The 24093-nt window shown below is 33.1% G+C and carries 18 protein-coding genes; 8 read left to right on the top strand and 10 right to left on the bottom strand.

The window, feature by feature from the left end:
• Together F6K54_RS42975 and F6K54_RS17480 are read left to right on the top strand one after the other, a co-directional pair.
• Positions 1–81 (top strand): HNH endonuclease, encoded by an 81-nt coding sequence (locus tag F6K54_RS42975; protein ID WP_366558156.1) that lies wholly within the window; start codon positions 1–3, stop codon positions 79–81.
• A 99-nt stretch (positions 82–180) separates the two neighbouring features.
• Positions 181–822: a pentapeptide repeat-containing protein gene (locus tag F6K54_RS17480; RefSeq protein WP_293079790.1), complete on the top strand. Its 642-nt coding sequence runs from the start codon at positions 181–183 to the stop codon at positions 820–822.
• A 758-nt stretch (positions 823–1580) separates the two neighbouring features.
• On the opposite strand, the gene F6K54_RS17485 is transcribed toward F6K54_RS17480, so the two are convergent.
• Together F6K54_RS17485 and F6K54_RS17490 are read right to left on the bottom strand one after the other, a co-directional pair.
• Positions 1581–2654, bottom strand: coding sequence for a glycerate kinase (locus F6K54_RS17485; RefSeq protein ID WP_293079742.1), 1074 nt, complete (start codon positions 2652–2654; stop codon positions 1581–1583).
• 746 nt (positions 2655–3400) lie between these two features.
• A complete protein-coding gene (locus tag F6K54_RS17490; protein WP_293079745.1) occupies positions 3401–3733 on the bottom strand; it encodes a DUF565 domain-containing protein in 333 nt (110 codons plus the stop codon).
• 952 nt (positions 3734–4685) lie between these two features.
• On the opposite strand from F6K54_RS17490, the gene F6K54_RS17495 reads away from it, so the two are divergent.
• Both F6K54_RS17495 and F6K54_RS17500 read left to right on the top strand, forming a co-directional pair.
• On the top strand, positions 4686–5225 hold the full coding sequence (locus F6K54_RS17495; protein ID WP_293079748.1) for a hypothetical protein: 540 nt from the start codon (positions 4686–4688) through the stop codon (positions 5223–5225).
• Between the two features lie 989 nt (positions 5226–6214).
• On the top strand, positions 6215–8281 hold the full coding sequence (locus F6K54_RS17500) for a glycosyltransferase family 39 protein (protein WP_293079751.1): 2067 nt from the start codon (positions 6215–6217) through the stop codon (positions 8279–8281).
• 653 nt (positions 8282–8934) lie between these two features.
• On the opposite strand, the gene F6K54_RS17505 is transcribed toward F6K54_RS17500, so the two are convergent.
• The 7 genes from F6K54_RS17505 to F6K54_RS17535 all read right to left on the bottom strand — a co-directional run bounded on the left by F6K54_RS17505 (position 8935) and on the right by F6K54_RS17535 (position 18261).
• Positions 8935–9630, bottom strand: a complete 696-nt coding sequence (locus F6K54_RS17505; RefSeq protein ID WP_293079753.1) for a sulfotransferase family 2 domain-containing protein — start codon at positions 9628–9630, stop codon at positions 8935–8937.
• A 34-nt stretch (positions 9631–9664) separates the two neighbouring features.
• Complete coding sequence (locus tag F6K54_RS17510; protein ID WP_293079756.1) at positions 9665–10915, bottom strand: MFS transporter; 1251 nt, start codon at positions 10913–10915, stop codon at positions 9665–9667.
• 11 nt (positions 10916–10926) lie between these two features.
• Entirely contained in the window at positions 10927–11673 is a 747-nt protein-coding gene (locus F6K54_RS17515; RefSeq protein WP_293079759.1) for a glycosyltransferase family 25 protein, read from the bottom strand.
• 367 nt (positions 11674–12040) lie between these two features.
• Complete coding sequence (locus F6K54_RS17520) at positions 12041–12646, bottom strand: sulfotransferase (RefSeq protein WP_293079762.1); 606 nt, start codon at positions 12644–12646, stop codon at positions 12041–12043.
• A 110-nt stretch (positions 12647–12756) separates the two neighbouring features.
• On the bottom strand, positions 12757–13461 hold the full coding sequence (locus F6K54_RS17525) for a sulfotransferase family protein (RefSeq protein ID WP_293079765.1): 705 nt from the start codon (positions 13459–13461) through the stop codon (positions 12757–12759).
• Between the two features lie 186 nt (positions 13462–13647).
• Positions 13648–14550 (bottom strand): sulfotransferase domain-containing protein, encoded by a 903-nt coding sequence (locus F6K54_RS17530; RefSeq protein ID WP_293079767.1) that lies wholly within the window; start codon positions 14548–14550, stop codon positions 13648–13650.
• 285 nt (positions 14551–14835) lie between these two features.
• Entirely contained in the window at positions 14836–18261 is a 3426-nt protein-coding gene (locus tag F6K54_RS17535) for a hybrid sensor histidine kinase/response regulator (RefSeq protein ID WP_293079770.1), read from the bottom strand.
• A gap of 692 nt (positions 18262–18953) precedes the next feature.
• On the opposite strand from F6K54_RS17535, the gene F6K54_RS17540 reads away from it, so the two are divergent.
• The 4 genes from F6K54_RS17540 (at position 18954) to kaiC (ending at position 23821) form a co-directional block, all read left to right on the top strand.
• Positions 18954–19925: a circadian clock protein KaiA gene (locus tag F6K54_RS17540; protein WP_293079773.1), complete on the top strand. Its 972-nt coding sequence runs from the start codon at positions 18954–18956 to the stop codon at positions 19923–19925.
• Positions 19926–20912: 987 nt separating this feature from the next.
• Positions 20913–21503: a hypothetical protein gene (locus F6K54_RS17545; protein WP_293079776.1), complete on the top strand. Its 591-nt coding sequence runs from the start codon at positions 20913–20915 to the stop codon at positions 21501–21503.
• A gap of 105 nt (positions 21504–21608) precedes the next feature.
• Positions 21609–21923, top strand: a complete 315-nt coding sequence (gene kaiB, locus F6K54_RS17550) for a circadian clock protein KaiB (protein ID WP_124155262.1) — start codon at positions 21609–21611, stop codon at positions 21921–21923.
• A 332-nt stretch (positions 21924–22255) separates the two neighbouring features.
• Positions 22256–23821 (top strand): circadian clock protein KaiC, encoded by a 1566-nt coding sequence (gene kaiC / locus F6K54_RS17555; protein WP_293079784.1) that lies wholly within the window; start codon positions 22256–22258, stop codon positions 23819–23821.
• A 59-nt stretch (positions 23822–23880) separates the two neighbouring features.
• Here kaiC and F6K54_RS17560 read toward each other — a convergent pair.
• Positions 23881–24093 (bottom strand): hypothetical protein (locus tag F6K54_RS17560; RefSeq protein ID WP_293079787.1); only part of this gene is annotated, 213 nt, incomplete at its 5' end.

The raw sequence follows: 24093 nt of genomic DNA on the forward strand, positions 1-24093 counted from the left end.
GTGAAAGGCGGTTCAGATGACGTGAATAACCTTATACACCTACATAAAATGTGTCATAAGCAGGTACATAAATCCGAGTGAAATAAGGCTTGAAGTATGGCTTGAGCCGTATGAGTTGAAAGGCTCATGTACGGTTCTTAGAGGGGTGAGGTCTGGTAACAGACCAATCCTACTCGACTAATTGGAGCTGACCTTGAAGGTGCTAATCTTGAAGGAGCAAATTTATCTGGAGCTAATCTTGCTTTTACTAATCTTATTGGTGCTAATCTTTCTAATGCCAATCTCTCTAGAGTAAAAATGAATGATGCGGATCTTCGAGGTGCAGATTTAACAGATGCTTATCTAGCTCATGCTAATTTATCTAGAGTTTATCTGACAGGAGCAACTTTAGAAAATGCTAATCTATTTGAAGCTAATTTGATTGAATCTGTTGTTAGTGGGGCTAATTTTTCTAATGCAAATTTACGTCAGTCATATTGGTTTAGAGCTAATTTAGAAAATGCCAATATGAGTGAGTCCAACCTTTTTAATGCTGATATGCGTCAAGCAAATTTGAAAGATGTAAATTTTTCTAATGCTAACCTTGCTAAGGCAAAATTAATTGAAACAAATATAACTCTTGCTAATCTGAGTGGAGCTAATTTGGAGGGGGTTAATTTGCGTGGTACAAGTATAGGTCCAAGTGTATGTTTATTAACTAATTTTATTGCTTGTGCTCCAGAAAAAGTAGTCCCTGAAGTAGTTCCTGAAGTGAGTCCTAAAGTAGTTCCTGAAGTAGATCCTGAAGTTCAAGAAGAAGGTAAAGAAAGGGTTTATAAATAAATAGTTTGAAGTCAAACTAAATATACAGTTCTAAGTAGTTTTAGGGTAAGCATTCAGCCATCAGCTATCAGCTATCAGCTATTTATGATAGTAGGAAAAGTCAAAGTAATTGAAAAATTAAGAGAGAATTAAAAGTTACTGCCAAGGTACGCTTCTTCAATCTGAGAAGGAATTATTTATTATTTGCTGAAGTGCTGACTGCTAAGAGCGGAATGCTTACGTTTTAGGATGGTCAGTGTTGACAAGAGAAAATGAAAGAAATTGAATTTTTATCACTGCTTACCATCCTGTTGGGTTATACAGCAGATTCCGTTTTAGTGAGGTACACCCATTGCGGGCAAGATGTCCGCACTTGCATTCATTTAATTGTTAATCTTTGTACTTTATATACTTAGAATCTGCTGTATATTTTTCGTTTCACGTTCTCTTTGCCAAAACTTTAAGAGGATATCTGAAAAGTTTTTTTGATACTGAATATTGCCCCCCTAGCCCCCCAACTTTGGGGTGAACAAGAGTCAATTTGCTTCTAAAAGTCCCCCAATTTTGGGTGATTTAGAAAGCTTGGATATAGCAAATGGGACTTCTCAGACAACCTCTAATATCATGTTCGGTTGAATACTTACACTTTGGAGGAAGGAAGGCAGGAGGCAGCTATGCTGGAGGCAGAAGGGAAGAAAGGATTAAAAGGGATAAAGTTTTTTTATAACTGATTATCCGAACATGATATAAATAAATAGTAAAAAATCAAGTCTTGTTGTTCAACTTAAATAATTTGGTTGATAAATTTTACCAACGGAATGATCGGAATTAATTTCTATGATTAAATCTACTAATTCAGTATTTTTCACCAGTGGTTTAATAAATAATTCTGGATGTAATGCTTTCCAAAAATACTCGACAAATTTTTCAATTTGCTTGTCGCTCATTCCCGACTTTCCAGAAGCAATCATTTGTTGTTCTGCTTGTTGTCGCCATTGTTGAGAAAAGCGATAATCAGTAGGGTATAAAACTATTAATTTATCTAACTTTTGCCAAAGAGGTAAATAGTCTATTAATTTTAAATTCATATCACGGGCAAATTCCCGGTCTGTTTCTGTAATAATAGGTGATGGTGCAACATTAAAAGCTTTCTCAGAAATTGGTCTAACTCCAACAAACCAACCTTCAAATAAAACAATATCAACTTTACTTACTATCTCAGGTTCAATTCTATCTCCAGCACCATTAAAAAGAGATTTATTAAATCTGGGAATTGGAATTAAATTATCGGAATTTTGATTATAAGACTGACTTAATTTATCTAAAGTTTCTATTCCTAAACTAATATCATGGGTCCCTGGAGGACCGCGCCAAATTAATCGGGAATCTTGTTTTTGTAATAGTTGACGTTCAGGGTAGGTTTTATAAATATCATCAATAGAAATAGCTATTGTATTGTAGCCAAGTTTATCTAAAATCAAGATTAAAATTTGAGCTAGAGTAGTTTTACCTGTTCCTTGTGCCCCTAAAATACCTTGCACTAATGGATGGCTTAAATTGTGACGTTTATCTGCTATTTTTATCCCTAAAGGCAACCAAAATTTCCATAAATTTTCTAAAGTATTATTATCCTTCAATGGTAATTTATGATAGTCAGTAATTACAGATTGAAATATAAGCGATCGCTCTCTAATTACTTCTCTGACATTTTCTGAAGTAATGTTAAAAACCCGGGCACGTTTTCGGTCTATTAATTCCTGAGTTTCTAAGATTTCTAAATCTTTTTTCCCTAGAAGCTTTCCTAGTTTTAAAGCTTCTAAAATTTTTACTAGAGATAAATTAGAAAATTCCATAAAAATCAAATTATTTGAGAAGCTGGTAGGTTTTATACCAAGTGTGATAAATGTTTGTTACAAATGGTAGGGACGTTGCATGCAACGTCCGTACGAAAGAAGGAAGAGGGAAGACCGAAGTTGGGGTAAATATTGAAAAAAAGGGAAAAAAGATAGATATAAATATCTCAAATGAACTGGAGCAGCTATTTTTAAGTATATCCGATCAATATCTACCTTTTTGTAGCATTCTTTTTTCACGCTTGGTATTAGGGAGTAGGTTTTAGGCTGAAAAAGTTTATCGCCATATCTTCGGAGCGTAGTGACAATAATGACAAGACCCTATAGTTTAGGAAATGTAGGTATTAGTTTAAAGGGAAGATGAAATATAAATATGGTAATCCTATTTTAGTTGCGGGTAAAATATCTTTTAATTTAGGGAATAGGGAACTATTAACAGAGAATAGAGGTAAAAGTTTCAGTTTTTTTATATATCCTTAGATTTTTTACAAATTATTTCTCATTGCTATATATTAATCATTACTTGAAAAAGGGATTCAGCAACTCAGTAGTCAACAAACAGCTTAGATTTATACTTAAATCGAGAATCGAGAAAAATTCCTTTTGAAATGGCATTTCAACCCCCTCTTAAATTATTCTACTTGTAGATGTCTAGAATGTTAATCCAAGCTGATAGTTGAAAGCTAGTTAACTGCTAAGTAGTCGGACAAAATTACAGTTTGTTGCCTAATACCTAAAACCTCGATCTAAGAACCTAATTTGAAAGCTTCTAAAAATAGACCATAAGTAAAACCAATTTTAAAACCATTCAAAATATCTATTCCCAAAGAACGTGCTATTTTCCCCTTAATACCATAAGTAAACCAGTTTAATAATTCAGTAATCAGCAAACATATTAAAGCATAAATAACATCTAAGTAACCTTCTTGTCCAGCAATCGTAGAAACCGCAGTCCCAGCAAAATTACCAAATAACAAACTAATAACTAATAGAGAAATTCGACGCCAAGGATTACTCAACCATTGCCTAAACCTTTGACTAATAACATTAAATAATCTATTGAGACGAGTATTTTGCATAGATATTGAAGTTAAAGTAAGCATTCAGCCGTCAGCCAGCCTCCTACCGGAGGAACTGCGGACTTCAGCTATCAGCTATTGCTTTTAGTTTACTATAAAAGCTTTATTAATTGTCTTACTACAAAAGTTGGCTCCCTTGCCGTTGAAGTCTATATTAATTTAAATACTGTCCTTAAGGAGAGAGTCTTGTTGCTAATAGTTGACAGCTAATAGCTGAATACTTACAAGTTAAATATATATATTTTTTACTTTTTAAATCAATTTGAAAGTGAAAAATACTCTAGTTAGTTTAACATAGCAGAAGAGCAAGCTGTAATGTATCAGGTTTAAACAAAATCAGGATGCCTAGTGAAAGGTAAGCATTCAGCCATTAACTTCAGATATCCAGAAAGTTAGATTTAAATACTTAAATTATCACTTACAGCAGTTTTGGAGTTGATGAGGTACAAAATTTTAGGACTTTAGTGAGTAGGAAGTAGGGAGTAGGGAGTAGGGAAAAAAGATTAGCCTTAAAAGCGTACCTCACTATCCTAAAAAGTGCTGTAAGTATGGTTTAAAGCAAATATAAAAACCTTAAATATCCATAATAAATGTATTTAATTCGTAAGCATTTAGCAGTCAGCCAGCCTCCTACCGGAGGAACTGCGGACTTCAGCTAGCCACCTCCGGAGGAACTGCGGACTTCAGCTATTACTTTTAGTTTAGGATAAAAACTTTATTTAATTGTCTTACTACAAAAGTTGCTTCCCTTCCCCTTAAAGTTAGTTGTTAATTTAAACACTGTCCTTAACGAGAGAATCTTGTTGCTGATAGCTGACAGCTAATAGCTGTTTGCGCAGCATTCCGTAGGAAATGCTTACTTTAATTCCTTCCTAAAAAAAGCTGATTGCTGATAGCTGACTGCTGAATGCTTACTTACAGTTAAAGAATTAAAAGAAAGAATCAAATTCAAATGAAATTTCAACCTTATACACAAGTTATTATTACTTTTATATTTTTTTTGTTAGGATTAATTATTGGCAGATTTCAGTTGACAATATCTTGGGAAACAAATGATTATGAAACATTTTCTCAACCTCAGTTATTAAATATTCCTACTCAGAAACCCCTACCAAAATCTCCAACAAAACAGATTCAAGAATGTGGTCTCCTCACAACTACTTCTCAATCATACATAGTAAAAACCGATAAAGGAGCTTTTCGAGTTAGCAACTGTACAGATCGTCCAATTCGTCTAGCACTACTAGCTAAATCCTCAGACCAATCTTACCAAAAATCTGCTCACTGGGATTTTGCTCCAGGGGAAGGTAGTAACAGAGGATTAATACTTTCTTTGCCAGAAGAAAAATTAACCTTAAAACCAGGAGATATCCTAGTTGTTTTTGCCCAAGATGGCTCTCGTTTATACTGGGGACCTTATGTTGTAGGAGAAACAAAATTTCCTACTTGGAATAGAGAAACATTAGAATGGCTGTTAATTTTAAAGCCTTGAAAAAATATTATTAATGGTCACTCTTTCAATAGAGGGAATAGGGAATAGGGAATAGGGAATTGTTGATTTCATCTCTTGAATTCATGTAAGTAACACTTTTGCAAGAGGTCTAATACCAAATTGATAAATCTTTGCTACAAATAACTTTCTAGGTGGTAGGTGGTAGGTGTTAGGTACTTAGCTAAATTATTAAATTATTAATTGTTAGTTATTCTAATTATTTACTAGCCAGTTTATTTGTAACATTCTTTTTTCAATTTGGTCTAATTTCTAGCTAGACTAGAGTTGAAACTTTGTAAGCATTCAGTCATTAGCAGTCAGCTATTAGCAATTAGTAATGAGTAATTACGTAAGCATTCAGCTATTAGCCATCAGCTATCAGCAATAAGACCTTGTGCTTAAGGACGAGGTTTGAATGAATATAGACTTTGGAGCTGACTTTTAGCCATATTTTTCTAGCTTAATTAAATATTGCTTTTAGTGAGTGATAAAAGCACTCTTCTGATAGCTGATAGCTGACGGCTGAATGCTTACATTCCAACTACTAGACATCTCCAGTAATAAAAAATAAAATCAATTATCCCACAGAAATTATCAATGATTTTTCCCTGTTCCCAGTTAAGTGTTCCCTATTCCAACGTAAGCATTCAGCTATTAGCCATCAGCTATCAGCAATAAGACCTTGTGCTTAAGGACGAGGTTTGAATGAATATAGACTTTGGAGCTGACTTTTAGCCATATTTTTGTAGCTTAATTAAATATTGCTTTTAGTGAGTGATAAAAGCACTCTTCTGATAGCTGATAGCTGACGGCTGAATGCTTACGTAATTACTTCTGAGGTTTAGGAAGGGTACTTTGTCAGTAACTTTTATTCTTTCTCAATTTTAAAGGTTGCTTTTATCTTCCTCAAAATTAATAGCTGATAGCTAATAGCTGATGGCTGAATGCTTACGAAAATTTTAAGACGAACAAAGGATAATTAAATCTGAATGAAATTAATACAAGAATTAGAAATTATCAATTGGTTGAAAACTAAACCAAAAAATCATCTTTTAACATTAGGACTTTCTATTTTATGGATATTTTTACTTGCTTGGTTAGCCTTTTTTTGTAACCTGGGAAATATTGGTTTAATTGATGAAACAGAGCCACTCTTTGCCGAAGCTGCTCGTCAAATGGTAGAAACTGGAGATTGGATTACACCTTATTTTAATGGAGAAACTCGCTTTGATAAACCCCCTTTAATTTATTGGTTAATGGCGATCGCTTATCATCTTTTTGGTATTAATGAATGGTCTGTGCGTCTCCCTTCGGCAATATCTGGAACTTCTTTAGTATGTTTTGGATTTTATGTCCTCTACAAATATGGTAATTATCGTCTAAGTAATCAGATATCTACTCCTAAGAATAAATCTTTAATAGTGAAATTATTAATAGCATGGATTGGTGCTGCTACTATTGCTTTAAATCCAGAAACTATTGCTTGGGGGCGTATTGGAGTTTCTGATATGTTATTAACAGGCTGTATGTGTTCGGCTTTATTCGCCTTTTTTATGGGATATGCTTCACAAGTAGATAATAAAGATAATGATTGGATTACTCAAGCAAATTATCTTCAAAAGCAAAAAAATCCACAGCAAGAAAACAGCAAAATATTCAGCAAAGAAGTTTCATCACAACCAAATAAAAATCAATTATCAATAGCTACAAAAAAATCCAAAATTAACAGATGGTATTTAGCTTTTTATATCCTAATTTCTTTAGCAGTTCTCGCCAAAGGCCCTATTGGAATTGTTTTACCAGCAATAATTATTGGTTCATTTTTATTATATGTAGATAAATTTGTTCAAATTTGGCAAGAAATCAATATTTTGCGTGGTAGTTTAATTTTTTTGACTATTACTTTGCCTTGGTATTCTTTAGTCACCTTAGTCAATGGTAAAGAATATATTGATAGTTTTTTTGGTTATCACAATTTTGAACGTTTTACCAAAGTTGTTAATCATCATGGGGCACCTTGGTACTTTTACTTTTTAGTCGTACTAATTGGTTTTGCACCTTGGTCTATTTATTTACCAATAGCGATCGCTCAAACTAAATTTTGGCAACGTCGTTATTGGTGTAATAAACCTCGAAATGAACAATTAAGTCTATTTGCTTTTTTCTGGTTTATTTGTATCTTCGTTTTCTTCTCAGTCGCTGTTACAAAATTACCTAGTTATGTCTTACCATTAATGCCAGCAGCAGCAATATTAATAGGATTATTTTGGAGCGATATTATTATTAATAGAGATTTAGTTGTTGGTCAGACTAATAAAACTGCTAATAATTCCACATCAACTTTGGAAACCAGCAATAATTCTGTTGAACCTATTGCTAAATTAGCTAGAAATAATTCTAAATTAATAAGTAAGTTTTTATCTGCTTCAATTATCGCCAATATAATTTTTCTGCTTATTTTAGCTCTAGGAATTATCTTCAGTTTTAACTGGTTAGATGGAGACCCAGCAATGCCATATTTCCCAGAGTTAATTAGAGAGTCTGGTTTATTAGCTCGTGGTGGATTAATCTTAACAACTACAGCAATAGTGGTGGTATTTCTTTTAGTTAAAAAACAAACTTCTTGGATTTGGAGTACTAACTTTATTGGATTAGTAGCTTGTTTAATTTTTACTATTAATCCGATGATGTTTTTAGTAGACCAAGAACGTCAATTGCCTTTACGTCAATTAGCTCAAACTATTGTTGAAGTTAGAAAACCTGGAGAAGAAATAATTATGATTAGCTTTGAAAAACCTAGTTTAGTTTTTTATACTCAGCAACAAGTAGAATTTTTTCGACGCGCTACAAATGCCAGAGAATATTTAGAGAAAATTGTTCAGAAAGACTCTTCTGGTAATGTTGTAATGATTGGTTATCCAAAAAAGTTTATTCATGTAGGATTAAAACCTGGGCAATATCAATATTTAGACAGTCGTGGAGCTTATCAATTAGGTAAAGTTCCGAAAAGTCTTTTTATGAAGGAGACAAGAGACAGAACTCAGAAGTCAGAATGAAGAGAGAAATAAGGAGTCAGAAGAGAGGAGTCAGAATGAATGGCTTCAATACAATTTTTTAGGTCGTACACATATATTTTTTGTCGTGAGTTAAGGACATATCCTGAAAAATCTTTTTATCGCCCTTTAAATTCGTAACATTTTCTTTCTTAAAAAACAGGTATTATAATTATTTGTGATAATAACTGGAAGCGTCGTAATGACGGTTGATAATCGTTATTTTTAACCTGTTTTTTCGTAAATTCCAGTTAGGAGGTATAGTTTGATTTTTTCAATGTTAATGGACTTCGTTAAAGGGTGTAAAATCCCATTAAAAATTATCTTGTCTGCAAGAGTATGAAATTACCTAACGGGGAGCAAGCGGAAGTTCCAGCGGAAGTTCCAATGGAAAAGTTAACTAATTATTGTTTAAATCCTGAACATTCTAGTGCAGGATGGCGGAAATAACTGACCAGTTAAAAAAGGTTCAAAAGCTTGTACAATAACCTTTCTTCCCTTCAGCATAGCTGCTATCCTAGATAACTAAAGCCTCCTGCCTTCTGCCTTTTTGCACTAGCGGAAAAAATAAAGCTAGAGTTGTCAAATCTCGATCTAGGCAAATATAAAACCCGGTTCTACAGTAATCACAAAATTACTTCCTCTCACCCCTTCAACTAGAATCTATATCCGAATATATGTATATCTTCTCGATAAATTTCGGCTACTTTTTTCTTTAACGCCACATCATAATACTGGTTATAACCAGGAGCTCTTTTTGATACATTTTTATGATTTATTTGTATTGATCCAATACCAATAATCTCAATTACCTTTAAAATATCTGCCTCAAAATTCTCAAATCTACCAATAAAGTCAACATTATTTAGATCAATTAGTTTAGATTGAGGACGTATGTGATGGTTACAATTATCCATCTCTAGCTCACTAACAAAATCAACAAAGTTACCAAATGTCTGCATTTCGATTAGTCTTGAATTAGAAAAATTAAAATAATTTGAATCAATCACTTTATGTTGCCAACAGGAAACAAGTCTGTCCCAAGGGTTTCTTACAAAAGCAAATTTAAAGTACTCTTTGTATAAGTTCAGCGGATAATAACACAGCATTGCATGTTCGGCATCAAGTTTAATATTTGCTTGTTCAAAGACATTAAACATTGTTCGCGTTCCAACTTTAGCAACACGAAACCACATGAATTTCTTTTGATGGCAAATTGTAATATTATATTTCTTAAAAGAGGGAATAAAAGGTATTGATTGAATTAATATATTGCTAGCAATTTGATAAGCTTGAGATAGCGGTGTTAATTCTTCTGATAGTGTATTCTTTTTTGGTACTGTTTTAATCATTGAGAACATTTTTTAAATTATCTAAAACTAACTTTTAAATTTTATCTTCTTGAAACCGAAAAAAGATATTGATGAATAAAAAAACTATTGCGATCGCCCCTATATAAATTTCATAGTGACTTAAGGCTAATTTACCAATAGTTAAATTTAAGTCTTTCCAATACTTTAAGTACTGTGATAAAATCAAACCAGATAAAGTACCTCCGGCAGGTTCCATAATCAAGCTTAAAGTTATGCCAAAAGACTTTTGCTCTTCTTGAATTTGCTTTAAAGGTTCGGCTATAGCACCTATTCTAAAAGCACTTATCGTTAGCCCCATTATAAAAGTAAGAATAGTTACTGTTATTATATTAGGAGTATTTACAATAGACTTCACAAACATGAATAAGGTTACAATGATGAAGAATGTAGCGTTTGACATTCTAAATAAATACTGATTACTTTTATAATCGACTATCTGTGCCCCAATCCAAAAACCTGCTATACTGCCAATTTGAGTTACAAACCCCATCATAATAATCTGAGACTCACTCAAGTTTAGGGTGGCTTTCTCGAAAAGATTAAAAAAAAGTGGTAACGACGAAGTTAAAAATGATATACAAAAATAATATTTGCAAAACCTTATATATGATCTATTCTTTCTAAGAATTCTCCAGGATATGAATATATTGCCAATATCTTTATTTGGTTTAGTTAATTCTGGAATTTTTGAATAATACTTAAACCTAATAGCTAGCAAAAACGTAATCAAGGATAATATTGAAATGTACACATATTCGCTCTTATATAAAACAATTAAACCAGAGGAGATAAATGTCAGAGTAAGTCCAGTAATACGAGCAGATATTCTGAGTATGGCAAAAAATCCCCCTACCTCTTTTTTGTCAATCAGTGGAGAAATTAAGGAAAACCAATTAGAAAAAAAGATTGAGTTTCCCAGAGAATATATGATAATAGATAAGGTAAATAGAAAAGAAGAATTGTCAGGGATAAAGTAAATCAATGGTAAAATGCCAAAACCAAGTAGCTGCATCCAAATACTAATATTACCAATTTTTTTTATTCCCTTTCTATCAGACAAAAATGCTAATGGTAACTTGATAGCAAGAACAATGATATTAGGAATAAAAGTAAGTAATAAAATTATCACCTCATCCCCTATGCCAAATTTTTGAATGTAGTTGAGGACAAAACCATTTTTGAGGAATATTAATGGAAGTATGCCTACACATTGGCAAAGTATAATATTTATGTGTAATTTTTTAGTTTCTTCTTGAGATAACATAGAACCGTAATTTATGGATTATTATAGCTTAATTTATGCAGCATAATCCGCGATTGTTCTCTCAAGTAATTATCGCGTATTTCTTCAATATTACGCGAAATTTTTTCTAGATTTTTCTCTTTTATAGATTCAAAAACAGCTCTATAATATTTATAATCTTTATTTAAGTGGTGATTATTATTATTCCAATCAAACTCTACATTTTTTATGTTTGAAAATCCCTTTCTTTGAAAAGCAATTGGAGGATGGAGGTGATATAAGTTAATCTTTCCGGTAGCTGCCAGATAGGAGATATAGTCATCTATTCCTAATGGTTTTCCATCATAGGCTATTATTTTGTCGTAAACTGAGTGATTATATAAAATACAGTGCGTACATTGAGCATAATAAATTTGATAAATATTTTCTTTAATCTTTTCACCAATTGGTGTTTCGTAAACGCCTAATTGTAAGATGTCCCAATTATTAGGTAGATTAGATAAAACAGCTTGAATTTTTGCATAGGGTTTTTCAATAAACACAACATCATCTTCAAGGATCAAAATCGCTGACATACATTTATTTTTTGCTATCTCTATTAATCTGATATGGCTTTTGGCACAGCCCATTCTAGGTTCAATTGGGTCATATATCGCTTCAAACCGAACAATGTTGAAATTGTCTGGGAATTTATTCATTTCCTCGGAAAATAGTTTCCAGCGATCCTCCCTATGTTTCAGGTTAATGCAAAATGCAGAGTTATTTAGTTCTTTCACCACTAGGTTATCCTAATACTTAAAAATTTATATTTTCTTAATTATTTTAGTAGTGGTTACTTAAAAACTCAAGCTCATCCCTAATATTACCGAAAAATTGTGGTTTAAAGCCTCCCCTTTTAAGGGGGTAATAAATAAAAATTGTATGCATGAGTATTACCTCTTCTTTTCAAGAAGAGGTAATTATTAATTATTAATTATTCATTATTAATTATTAATTGTTGAACTAAGCTAATACGCATTTTAAATGAGTATTAGCAAGTCAAAAGTAAAAACTAAAATTAATAAGGATTTTCTTCTTAACTAGGTATACAACAAATATGTGGTTTAAATGCCTAACAGTTTAATATTGATATTGGTTTGAATCTATTCAGTCCCATTCAACAATCTCTCTCCCCCTGTAATGAGGTACAGACTTATCTTCAGGCATATCTACCTTTAGAAAAGAACATAATTTCTCCCATGAAAAAGCATATTCTCCATTTTTCCAATTGATAATGAGTAAATCATCTGGGCGATTAGCAAAATAATGTCTAACAGTCTGGTTATGTTTTTCAAACTTATTAATAAAAATATCTTTATCATTCAAGGTTGCTTTAGTTATATAAGGTTCATAAGAGTTATATTGAATCAACTCGAAAGAAGCAAGTAAATATGTTTTTTCAAGCAGATACCAATGAGAAATTAAGCTTTGCCACCAACTCTCCGAATCTCGTTCAGTTAGTATAAATTTGCTATTAGGATATATGCGTTCAAGTTCAGCATAAAGGGTTGGAAACGGTACATCATTAAACCCTTCATAGGCTTTTAAGCAAGGCGCTAGAACTTCTAATATTTCTTTGTGTGACATATTTTTATTGATTTGGTTTTCATACTTAAATGGCCAATGAATTGAATTAATGCCAACCCTTGTTAAGGCATAATGCAAGCTACGCGTACCTGTTTTATGAAACCCAATTCCAAAAATCTTCTTCATAAATAACCTAATAGTTTTAAGCTTAACTGAACTTAACTGTCAATTCGGAAAAATTTTTAAACTTACTCTTTTTCTGATTTTTTATATATTTCTGGTGCGGAGTATGTTAATCAACAACTAAGCTGATCGTAATTTTCCTCATAGCCAAAATACCTGATATCATTCTTGTAATATTCAGATGCTAATGCTAGCAATTCTTGATCATAATATTCCCAGTATGGTTTTTTACGACTAGCAGAAGCTACATTTAGATGCGGCAATTGAGGATCAAAATCAAACCTATTGGCTATGTAAGCCCAATCTTCCCGTAAGGATTCGTATTTACCAACAAAATCTACCTTACACTTTTGGTTATGATAAAGCGTTGCATACTGGCTTTTAAAATGTCTGTCAGCCAAATGATGAGGGATGGTAACAATAGTTTTGACAAAATCACTAAATGTCATACCTGCTCTTATTTTATATTTATAATTTAGTTTATAATTACTTTCAAAATATGTCTCAAAATTAGAGTCAAACTCTACTCGATCGCGAAAACAAGAGACAAGTCTACAAAAGGGATTTCTCACAAAAGCAAATTTAAAATAAGTGTCATAATGGTTTGGTAAAGGTTCAACTTTCCTGTATCCATTCCAGATATCTTTTAAATGAATATCCATCTCATTGTTGCTCTCAATTGAGTATGCCTTTCCCAGGGTAGTTTTGATTGAAGTACAAGCAACTTTTGATGTTACTAGATAAATTAGTTTTCTATCATCAAAAATGAAATATACAGCTCTATCATATTCATTTGATTGCTCATGCTCAAGAAACACATTTCCTCCTAATTTTAGGTTTCTTTTTCGTAAGCATTCAGCTATTAGCAGTCAGCTCTCAGCTTTTCCTGGGTTGTGATAATTTTTAATTCTCCAAGGATACTAATTCCGCGTTTCAAAATAATGAATTTATAACTCTTAACTGACGGCTGAATGCTTAATCTTTTTCTGAGAAAATGTAACAAATTAAATGCCACAAATATCAGTTAAAATTGCTTTGTTTGGTTGTGAATTTTCGTCATATAAATTCTCAAAGCCAAACTGTTCCAATATTTTAAATCCAGCATCGATATTTTTACTGGCTAATTCGTTCTTCCATGAAGTTATTGGGCACGTTTTTGAGAGAATATTGCTTTCTGGCCCCGCAAAGCAGCTAGCCTCTTCAACAATCTCTTTTTCTATGTTTGTTTTAATTTCCTGGTTTTCTGAGTTGATGAAACTAAAAAGCTTAGAGATTTCATCGCTGGGATTATAATAAATATCTTCATAGAAGAAAACATACAATTGTTTTGATTTAAACTGGCATAATGGAACATAATTAACAATGCACCAAATAAGTATCTGACACAATATGTAGTCATTTTCCAAACTCGTTTTTTTTATGATATCTTCAAACTTTTCCAAATAATCTTCATACAAGTGTGGTTGATGTAGTAACTCTAATGGGTTAGTAACCCAATACCAATATTTCTTTTTTTGTACAGATAAAGCAACAGAAAAAGGGTTTCGTATAAGTAAAGCAATTTTGATTGTGGGATAACGAAGATAAACCCAATAAGAAAAAAGGTTGGCAAAAATATCTTTTATCAAAAGTCTTTGATATTGGTTAGTGGAATCTCCTTGATAACCTCTATTAACACGAGGATGGCTAAATCTTCCAGAAAAAACTTCATCTGATATTTCTTCTAAGGAATCATGTCGAGAATCTGATCTTATATAGTAATTTGCCTGTAAAAAATTCATTTCTTGTACACGTTTAGGATGAAAAGGCTCAAGCATTTCACGGTATTTTTTTGCATGATTAATAAGATTCATCACCCAAGTTGTACCACTACGGGCATTACCAATAAGCCATATAGTTTCTTGCATTTTGTTTCCTCTTTATTCAAATCGTAATATAAAATTCGGTTGAACAGTCGTCATTGCGACGATAGGAAGCAATCTCAGTGGCGCACAGAGATTGCTTCCTTCCACGGAGTGACCGTCGCAATGACGTGGGTATAGTAATTATCCAGATTTGATATAAGAACCTATTTGAAAAGCTTAAACAGAACTAAAAATTTTTAGATTTAGCCAATTGACTCACCATAATATAAATCTTCTAAATCTCCAAGACTAGCCTCAAAAGCCTCTCGCTCCTGACTCCTAAAGACTTCAGACCGCAGAAAATGTCAAATGATGCTTAATTTCCTCCAATAAATCCGCTATAGATAAATCAGAAGGTAAAATTTTTGTAGCTATCTTGCTCAAGACTAAACTTAGATTTTTTTGTGTCAGATTGTCTGGTAATTGAGAATTAGAATTTTCTAAGACCAAAATCGGAGGTTTTGCGACAATTTGCTCTAAATTAGATAATGCTTGGTCTAATCCTAATGGTAATTTATCCTGCAAACAAATTAGTAGCAAATCTACACTTTGATTTTGTAACTGTTGCCAAACCTCAATCCAAGATTTACCAATTAAACTTTTAAATCCAGAAGTTTCAAGATACTGAACTAATACCTGCGTACTATCAATTGGTAATTTGTTTTTTTCACTATCTTTCCCACTTTCTTGAGTAATTTCATCCCAGTTTTGATTGCCAACTTCTACATGAGGAATAAATGCTGAAAAACTTGGTGAATTAAAAGTATCATCTGCCAAATTTAGATCCTTTCTTTCCTGATTCAAATCCGACAAACTAACTTTAGCCTTGTGAGACAAAATATCTTTTAAGGGAGCTGTTAAATCTGTAATATTCGCCACATCCATAACCAATATAGTTGGCTTCCAACTCATACCTGCAGCAATAGAAATTACTTGACACAAAGCAGAGGTTAAATATTCATCATCAAGTTTTGTTTCTGTTAAATTGTTGTCATTTTTCTCAAAAGCTAAACAAGGAAACACAGAAAGTTGTTTAAATTGATTAGCCACTTGAGTAGTTTCAGAATCTAGAGTTACTAAAGGAATAGCTGTTAAAGTAGAATATCGACTTAGTTTCTGAATAAATTGAACTGAATTTACTGAATTACTAATTTTTTCGATGAGAATAACATTAGGCTGCCAAATCTTAGCAAGTAAATTTGCTTGAGCTAAATCATCTGCTTCTATTACTGTATATTCTCCTGGCAACGAAAGGAACTTACCCTCATAAATAGAATCTTCTTCAGTCGATTGCTGAAACTCATGTTTACCTGGAACCAAGCGCAGAATTACTAACTTTTGATAATGATTTTGTGATGCTGAATCAGGAAATTCTGCCAGTATTTCTTCTAATCCTAATTGTTCCACAGGTAAACTTAAAAACCTATTTGCACCATTATTTATCGCTCGTTCTTTATCCCCTCTAGTTGCAGTTATTACTACAGGAATCTGACAAGTATCAATATCCGTTTTCAGCAGAGTTAATACATCCCAACCTGATAAAAGAGGCAGTAATGGATTAAGAAATATAAATTTTGGTTGTAATTTTCGCGCCTTTTCCACCGCTTCTGTGCCAGAACGTGCAATAACAACTCGATAACCTAAACCTGTTAATTTACTCGTTAAATCTTCAATAAATCGTGGCACTGCTTCAACAATCAAAACTAAACGAGATGAATAATTAATAACAGGTACTTGGTAATTATTAACAGGTAATTTATTATATTTTTTTGTACCAACTTCACTTTTCCGAGTAGGAATTAATCCTTTTTCTTTGAGATAATCATTTGTTTCCCATCCCTCAGTTCCTAAATCTTTTGGAGGCGGACTAGGCGGCAAAATTAACGTAAACTCACTTCCTTTACCTTCCTGAGAAATAAACGTAACATCCCCACCATGTAAACGAGCTAAACGTTGAGTTAATACCAAACCTAAACCAGTTCCTTCAAACTGACGAGTCAGAGGATTTTCTAATTGTTGAAACTTCTGAAAAATCAAATGTTGCTTATTTGCTGGTATACCAATGCCACGGTCCCAAACTGTAAAAGTTATCCACTTTTCCCACTTAGCTACTTTCAATCCCATCTTGCCATCTGCTGGAGTAAACTTAAAAGCATTGGATAATAAATTTACCAACATCTGACGCAAACGCAATTCATCTGCAATAAAACTATTTAGGTCAGATTCTATTTCCAACGTATATTTTGTTTTTAAAGAATCAGTTAGTGAGGAAGAATATGAGTCTTGAAGACTTTTATTCTGAAGTTGTAAAGCATCTTGAAAAGCACGATCGCAAACTTTCTTAATATTCACAGGTTCAGAGTTTAACTCCATCTGACCTGTTTCCATGCGAGTCAAATCTAGGATATCATTAACTACAGCCATTAAATGACGACCACTTTCATGAATTAGTTGAGCATAACGAGCTTGACGTTCATTAAGACTGCCCAGAGCTTGCTCCTTCAACAAACTAGATAAACCCAATACAGCAGTTAACGGCGTTTTCAGCTCATGGCTAATACAAGCCAAAAATTCGTCCTTAAGTCGATTAAGCTGAATCAAATCAGCATTTTTAGCTTCCAACTCCTTCGCTATCAAGCGTTGCTCCGTGATATCCTGAGCTAAAATTAATGTCAAGTCAAATAATGGTTGACTACTAAATTGCCATACTCTTTCCTGGCCATTTTTTTGAGGACAAGTACAAAGGTAGGTATTTGGTTGAGTGTAATAACAAAAGCTAGAAGCAGAATTTAACTCTGGTAATTTCGCTCGTTCTTGTAAAAGGGTTGCAGGAGAAAACCTCCAATTAGTTGTAGCTGGACATGATAATGTAATCATATCTTTTACTACTGCTAGAGAGTCTGGCATTGTGACTCCTCCGGGCTGTTGTTTGATATTTTTGCTGGATAAACTGACAACAGCATCTGCAATTTTCATCAAATCAGATTCTTTTGTTATCTGAGAACGCCATGCCAGATTTTGCTTGATAATTTCGCCTTCATTGTTCTGTAACATTAAAGGTAGAGGCAATGTTTCCAAAAGATCTAATAATAAATAGTGGTAGGAAGAGGTATCTGCTGTTGTTTGGGGTAAATTTTTATTGGGAGTAGGTGTAGGTAAAAACTTCCCGTATGTGTTTATCAAATTTTCTGGAGCAGAGATACTATTTTTGCTACTCAATTTTGCCTCTAGAACTTGATTTGTAGCAATAAATTCTAGTAGATACCAGGTATCTAGTAGCCCTAAAAATTTACCTGCCTTGTCTACCACTGCAATAGGTGTACTAGGAGGTGCAATACCTAATGTATCAGATTCTTCATTAATTTTCCCTTCTGATTGGGCTTGGAGATATGGCCATAACTGAGTAATAGTTAAATCTGCTGACAATACTCTCAGGCCATTAAGTGTTAAAGAATCTACTTCAGATAGAGGTTTTTGCCAATTCAAAGTTAGAGCATGATTTTGAGAAGATTGATTTTCAGGCTTTAAATCTATATCGGGAATTAAATTATGTAAGTAAATTAGTCCTAGTGGTTTGTATTGATGATTTACTACTACTAACTCATTGTATTTTTCTTTGCAGAAAATTGACCATACTACCTGCAAATTTTCTGTGTGTAAGCAGATTGGTATAGAATATACAAATTTTTTTAGAGTAGTGTAGGCCATTGACATGACAGTTAGAGCATATAATATGCTGAGAGTAAGTTCTTTAGCAATGAGTGTATTTTGACTAACCTAACCAGAATTTAGGCCATTATTACGAAACCTAAATTATCCCCACATCGATCTACAAAACTATTAAAAATAGCTACGTTAACACTTGGTAGGAAACTTCTCTTCTATAATTTTATAGTTAGTTAAAATCTTGATGCCGATTGGCGATCGCCACATAAATAAATACTTTATACGCTGATACAATTCCGTTAAGCTAGTGCTATGTTAGATATATTCTTGGGTTGGGAAATTAAATAGGGCTTGCTGAATAAAGTCTTTTTGTTAGGGTAGGGAGTAAGCAGCTATGCTGGAGGCAGTAGTTAAAAGTTAGGATTTAGGGGAGTTGTATAAGAGGCAATCATTCAGGCGTTGCCCCTAAGTTTTTCTCTGATCATTACCCCAAAATCCTCACTTTTTCCCCTCCATCCACCTAAAAGCTGGTACTTTTTCAGTACCTAAAATTCTTCAAACCAATATCTGTTAATGCTTTGATATTTAATCAGCAAGCCCTAAATATAATTAAAGAAATACTATTCATAATCAAGCTATATTTTTTATGCTATCTTCCTTACAAAGAAAATATAGAGACGATATATGTTAATATTTATTAAAGTTTGTTTTTAGATGTTTAATATAGTAATTATTTTGTAATGGAGATTTCTCAGATTACAGATTCCAACCCTAACCAAGATTTAGCTACTGTACCTAAACCTTTGTCTACTCAAATATCTGTCTGTGTATACCTACATAACGATCGATTTGCTAATTCAGTAATGAAATTACTAAGTAGCGATCGCTATCTTGTGGCACTTACTAATTCTTCAAGAGAATTTTTTCAGCTTGTTGAGGAAAATAGTAACATAGATTGTCTGATTTTCCAAGAGTATTCTGAACTAACTTCTTTGATCGAGAAATTAGAAAATAAATCAATTTTACTACCTGCTGTAATAATCAAACAATTTAAATCTGAACTCGATCAAGAAAATCATAATTTAGCTAATACTCATTTTACTAAATCTCAGGAACAGCATAACGATTCAAATTTTATTTACCACAATGCAGAAGTTTCATTATTCATTGAACAACTAAGCCAAATTGATTTTTATATTGGGCAGTCAATTCAAAAATTTCTGAAACTTTCTCCAAGTAATTCCTCAACAGATAAGTCTCAAAAGCCAAGCAAAATTGCCGATGAAAATACCAAAAATTTACTCCATCAACAGCAACGTAGATTGTCTGAAAAATTAAGAGAAAGATTAGGATACCTAGGTGTGTATTACAAAAGGAATCCCATGAATTTCATTAGGAATATGCCTCCAGAGGAGCGTCATAAGTTTTTAGAGCATCTTAACTTAGAATACCGTCACATTGTTCTCAAATATTTTTCTAAAGATAATTCCGTTAACAATCAAATAGACGAGTTTGTCAATTTATGTTTTTTCTCAGATATTCCTGTAACACAAATTGTAGAAATTCATATGGATTTAATGGATGAATTTTCTAAACAATTGCAGTTAGAAGGACGTAGTGAGGAAATATTACTTGATTACCGATTAACTCTAATAGATACAATAGCACATCTGTGTGAAATGTATCGACGTTCTATTCCTAGAGAATCTTAAAAAAATTAAATTATAAAATAAAAATTAACTAGCTCAATATTGTGTCATTGCAATGATATTCTAGATACTCTTGAAAAGTAAGCATCAAAGTTTATAAACATACAAATATATAGGTAAGCTTAAGAACTTTCAAGATACGTACCAGGTAAAGTATTCTTAATTTAAAATTTTATTTTGTAAATAAATAATGTACTTTTAACAAAGTAGAAGATTTTTATATTATCAAATACATTTATAATGAATAAATGAACCTTCAAATTGAACAAGGGAATCGGGTAGAAGAATCGTTGGATTTGGAAAGTATAGGACCGCGACTTAAATGCGGCAATTGTGTTATCCCAATATGGGGAAGTGAATCAAAAAACTAGGGTGGGCTGCGCCCGAAATTACGCCTGTGAACTGGAAGGAGCCGACTCCCCAGGTTGAAGCAGGAAGCAAGCTGCAAAACTGGCATTACCAGGTTTTTCAGAGTTTTGCCGGAATTGTGTAGGTATTGTACAGCAGTTGAGTCAATTGAGGTAAGGAATAAAAGATTTGCCGTTTAACCCTGTAGTAGTCGATCCACTGCAAATGACTAGACTTTCAGGCTTTTGAGTAAGTTTGAGTAAGTTTAGTTGAGCGGTAGGCAAAAGTAAATATTCTTATACCAATTCACTTAAAAAATGTCACAAATAGTTTGTAACTGATGAAGTCAAATAATAAGCTGAAATTACTTTATACTAAAGGTTTTAAGTGCCTAAAATATCACTTCTGTACATCACCAATCCGACAGCTCCCCCCTATCTGACTTTTGACTTTTGACTTTTGACTTTAGTGAAACGGTATGACAAAAGAACTAGCGGGACGTTAAAAGCCCCTACTCTTGAGAGAGGGGATGAAAACGGACACGACGGGGTTTATCCCGCAGTATCCACGTAATCTTAATATTACAAATACACAATCAGGAGATAATTCATAATATCTATTAAGGATAAGGAGGTGATTTATTTGTATGGTTGTCAGCAAAATCTCATCAAGCCTAATCAAGACTTAAAATCAATTCTTGAGTTTATTTGTTCCGAGTCCCACAAACTAACTAATTGTGGTATTTATTATGGTCGCCAATTGTTTTTCAAATCCCAGAAAATAATTGGAAAGTATGACCTAGAAAAAGAGTACAAATCAAATAAACATGTGTCAGCTTTGTATTCACAGGCAGCACAGCAAATACTTAGGTCTATCGCTGAATCTTTTAAATCATATAAAGAATTAAACAAAAAATACAAAAAAAGCTATCTAAATTTTCAACCAAGGATTCCTAAATACCGAAAAAAAGATGGTTTAGCAATAGTGACATATCCCAAACAAGGTTTAAGACTTATGGGGAATAATATCATAATTCCTCTGGGAAAAACCGTAAAACGATGGTTTAAATTAGAAAGCTTTTTAATACCAATGCTATCTAATCTACAGTTTTCAGATATCAAAGAACTACGGATACTACCTCGTAATAGATGTTTTTATCTAGAGTTTGTCTACAAGAAAAAAATAGTAGTTCCAGAAAAATTAAACCCTAAAAATGTCTTGGGTGATGAATAAAAAATATAATTTTTTTTGTAAATTTTGTAAAATTTACACATAGTTAAAACCTCTGTTCATCAAGAAAAAACTCCTCAAATAGCCAAAAATCACTACAGAATAACTATGAGTCCCCTGAAGAAAACCTACGTTTTAAAATTGTACGTTGCTGGAAATACTCCTAATTCTGTGCGAGCGCTAAAGACACTCAAAGAAATCCTTGAGCAAGAATTTCAAGGAGTTTATGCCCTTAAAGTCATAGATGTACTCAAAAATCCTCAATTAGCAGAAGAAGATAAAATATTGGCCACACCAACTTTGTCAAAAATATTGCCCCCGCCTGTAAGAAAAATCATTGGGGATCTTTCAGATAGAGAAAAGGTATTAATTGGGTTAGACCTCCTTTATGAGGAACTCAATGAAGACGAATTTAATCTCTAAAAATGAACTTATTGATACAATTAAAATGAATATAAATTTTAGCTGAATCGCCGATAAGCCTCACACCATAATCTTTGATTTGGCGTAAAATGAATCGGCATCAAATTGAATAGGTTCGATTTTGTGATATAAATACTCTGGACATAGTCGCGATTTTCATTGAGGTATGGCATATAGACTTTTGCCTTCAGGCAAGAGTCTGGGAGCAGATTTCTCTGTATTTACCAAAATTAAAAACGCCGTACATTATGATGCGATAATCCTGATATATGTAGATATACTTATATATTTGCGGATAGCTAAATTTTTTTTAATATTCCAAAGATAAAAATATGAATGAAAATAGTGAATCTATTAAAAGAGATGAAATAGCAACAGTAGGAGTTGAAAAGATTCGGACCATGATTGAGGGGTTTGACGACATCAGTCATGGGGGAATGCCAGTTGGCAGAACTACATTAGTAAGTGGTACATCTGGAACTGGTAAAACATTGCTTGCTATTCAGTTTCTTTATAATGGAATTATCTATTTTGATGAACCAGGAGTATTTGTAACCTTTGAAGAATCTCCCCACGATATTATTAAAAACGCCTATAGTTTTGGTTGGAATTTACAGAAATTAGTTAATGATGGGAAATTATTTATATTAGACGCTTCTCCCGATCCAGAGGGGCAAGATATAGTAGGAAACTTTGACTTATCTGCCTTAATAGAAAGAATTCAATATGCTATTCGTAAATATAAAGCAAGAAGAGTTTCTATTGATTCGGTAACTGCTGTATTTCAACAATATGATGCTGCTTCCGTAGTCAGAAGAGAAATATTTCGTTTAGTTGCCCGACTCAAACAAGTTGGTGCAACTACAATTATGACTACTGAAAGAGTAGAGGAATATGGCCCAGTAGCAAGATTTGGAGTTGAAGAATTTGTCTCGGATAATGTTGTGATAGTTCGTAACGCTCTAGAAGGCGAGCGTAGAAGGCGAACCATGGAAATATTAAAACTGAGGGGTACAACCCACATGAAAGGGGAATATCCATTTACTATTACTAATGATGGTGTAAATATATTCCCACTAGGAGCAATGCGGCTAACTCAACGTTCTTCAAATGTTAGAGTTTCCTCGGGAGATGAAGTTCTAGATAAAATGTGTGGCGGTGGTTTCTTTAAAGATTCAATCATATTAGCAACTGGAGCTACAGGTACAGGAAAAACTCTTTTAGTAAGTAAATTCTTAGAAAATGGTTGTACAAATAATGAACCTGCGATGCTATTTGCTTATGAAGAATCTCGCGCTCAATTATTTCGTAATGCCTATTCTTGGGGTATAGATTTTGAAGAATTAGAAAGAAAGGGATTATTAAGAATCTTGTGTAGCTATCCAGAATCAGCAGGTTTAGAAGACCACTTACAAATTATTAAATCAGAAATTGCCAACTTTAAACCCTCTAGAATAGCTATTGATTCTCTATCTGCTTTAGCAAGAGGAGTAAGTAATAATGCTTTTAGACAATTTGTGATTGGGGTTACAGGTTTTGCCAAGCAAGAAGAAATAACAGGATTTTTTACCAATACGACTGATCAATTTATGGGGTCTCATTCTATTACAAATACTCATATTTCTACTATTACTGATACAATTATCATGTTACAGTATGTCGAAATTCGTGGTGAAATGTCCCGCGCTATTAATGTCTTCAAAATGCGTGGTTCGTGGCATGACAAAGGAATTAGAGAATATACAATAACATCAAATGGTCCTGAAATCAAGGATTCCTTCCGTAGTTATGAAAGAATTATTAGTGGTTCTCCTACTAGAATTACAGTTAATGAGAAAAGTGAATTATCTAGAATAATACAGGGAGTTCAAGATAAGACGCCTGAAGAATTAGGATAGAATTAGAAATCTGCAGAAAAGAGGCAACAGCTCAGAAAGGCAACAGGCAAAAGTTTAGACTATCTGCTACGGCCAAATTTTCTGATAGTTAGGGGAAAAATATTAGCATTTTGAGACATATTGAGCCAAAAACTTTGCACCCTACATTCCGCACGACAAAACGTAGTGGACTGTTTCATCTTAAATGTTGCATTAGAAAATGGGGTGATGGGGGGATGGGGTGATGGGGGGATGGGGTGATGGGGGGATGGGGTGAGGTGTGGAGGGGGTGA

The sequence above is a fragment of the Okeania sp. SIO3B5 genome (assembly GCF_010692555.1).
In the GTDB taxonomy this organism is placed as follows: domain Bacteria; phylum Cyanobacteriota; class Cyanobacteriia; order Cyanobacteriales; family Microcoleaceae; genus Okeania.

Coding starts and splice junctions, on each gene's coding strand:
- F6K54_RS17485 (WP_293079742.1), bottom strand. CDS start 2,654: ATGGAATTTTCTAATTTATCTCTAGTAAAAATTTTAGAAGCTTTAAAA.
- F6K54_RS17490 (WP_293079745.1), bottom strand. CDS start 3,733: ATGCAAAATACTCGTCTCAATAGATTATTTAATGTTATTAGTCAAAGG.
- F6K54_RS17495 (WP_293079748.1), top strand. CDS start 4,686: ATGAAATTTCAACCTTATACACAAGTTATTATTACTTTTATATTTTTT.
- F6K54_RS17500 (WP_293079751.1), top strand. CDS start 6,215: ATGAAATTAATACAAGAATTAGAAATTATCAATTGGTTGAAAACTAAA.
- F6K54_RS17505 (WP_293079753.1), bottom strand. CDS start 9,630: ATGATTAAAACAGTACCAAAAAAGAATACACTATCAGAAGAATTAACA.
- F6K54_RS17510 (WP_293079756.1), bottom strand. CDS start 10,915: ATGTTATCTCAAGAAGAAACTAAAAAATTACACATAAATATTATACTT.
- F6K54_RS17520 (WP_293079762.1), bottom strand. CDS start 12,646: ATGAAGAAGATTTTTGGAATTGGGTTTCATAAAACAGGTACGCGTAGC.
- F6K54_RS17530 (WP_293079767.1), bottom strand. CDS start 14,550: ATGCAAGAAACTATATGGCTTATTGGTAATGCCCGTAGTGGTACAACT.
- F6K54_RS17535 (WP_293079770.1), bottom strand. CDS start 18,261: ATGTCAATGGCCTACACTACTCTAAAAAAATTTGTATATTCTATACCA.
- F6K54_RS17540 (WP_293079773.1), top strand. CDS start 18,954: ATGGAGATTTCTCAGATTACAGATTCCAACCCTAACCAAGATTTAGCT.
- kaiB (WP_124155262.1), top strand. CDS start 21,609: ATGAGTCCCCTGAAGAAAACCTACGTTTTAAAATTGTACGTTGCTGGA.
- kaiC (WP_293079784.1), top strand. CDS start 22,256: ATGAATGAAAATAGTGAATCTATTAAAAGAGATGAAATAGCAACAGTA.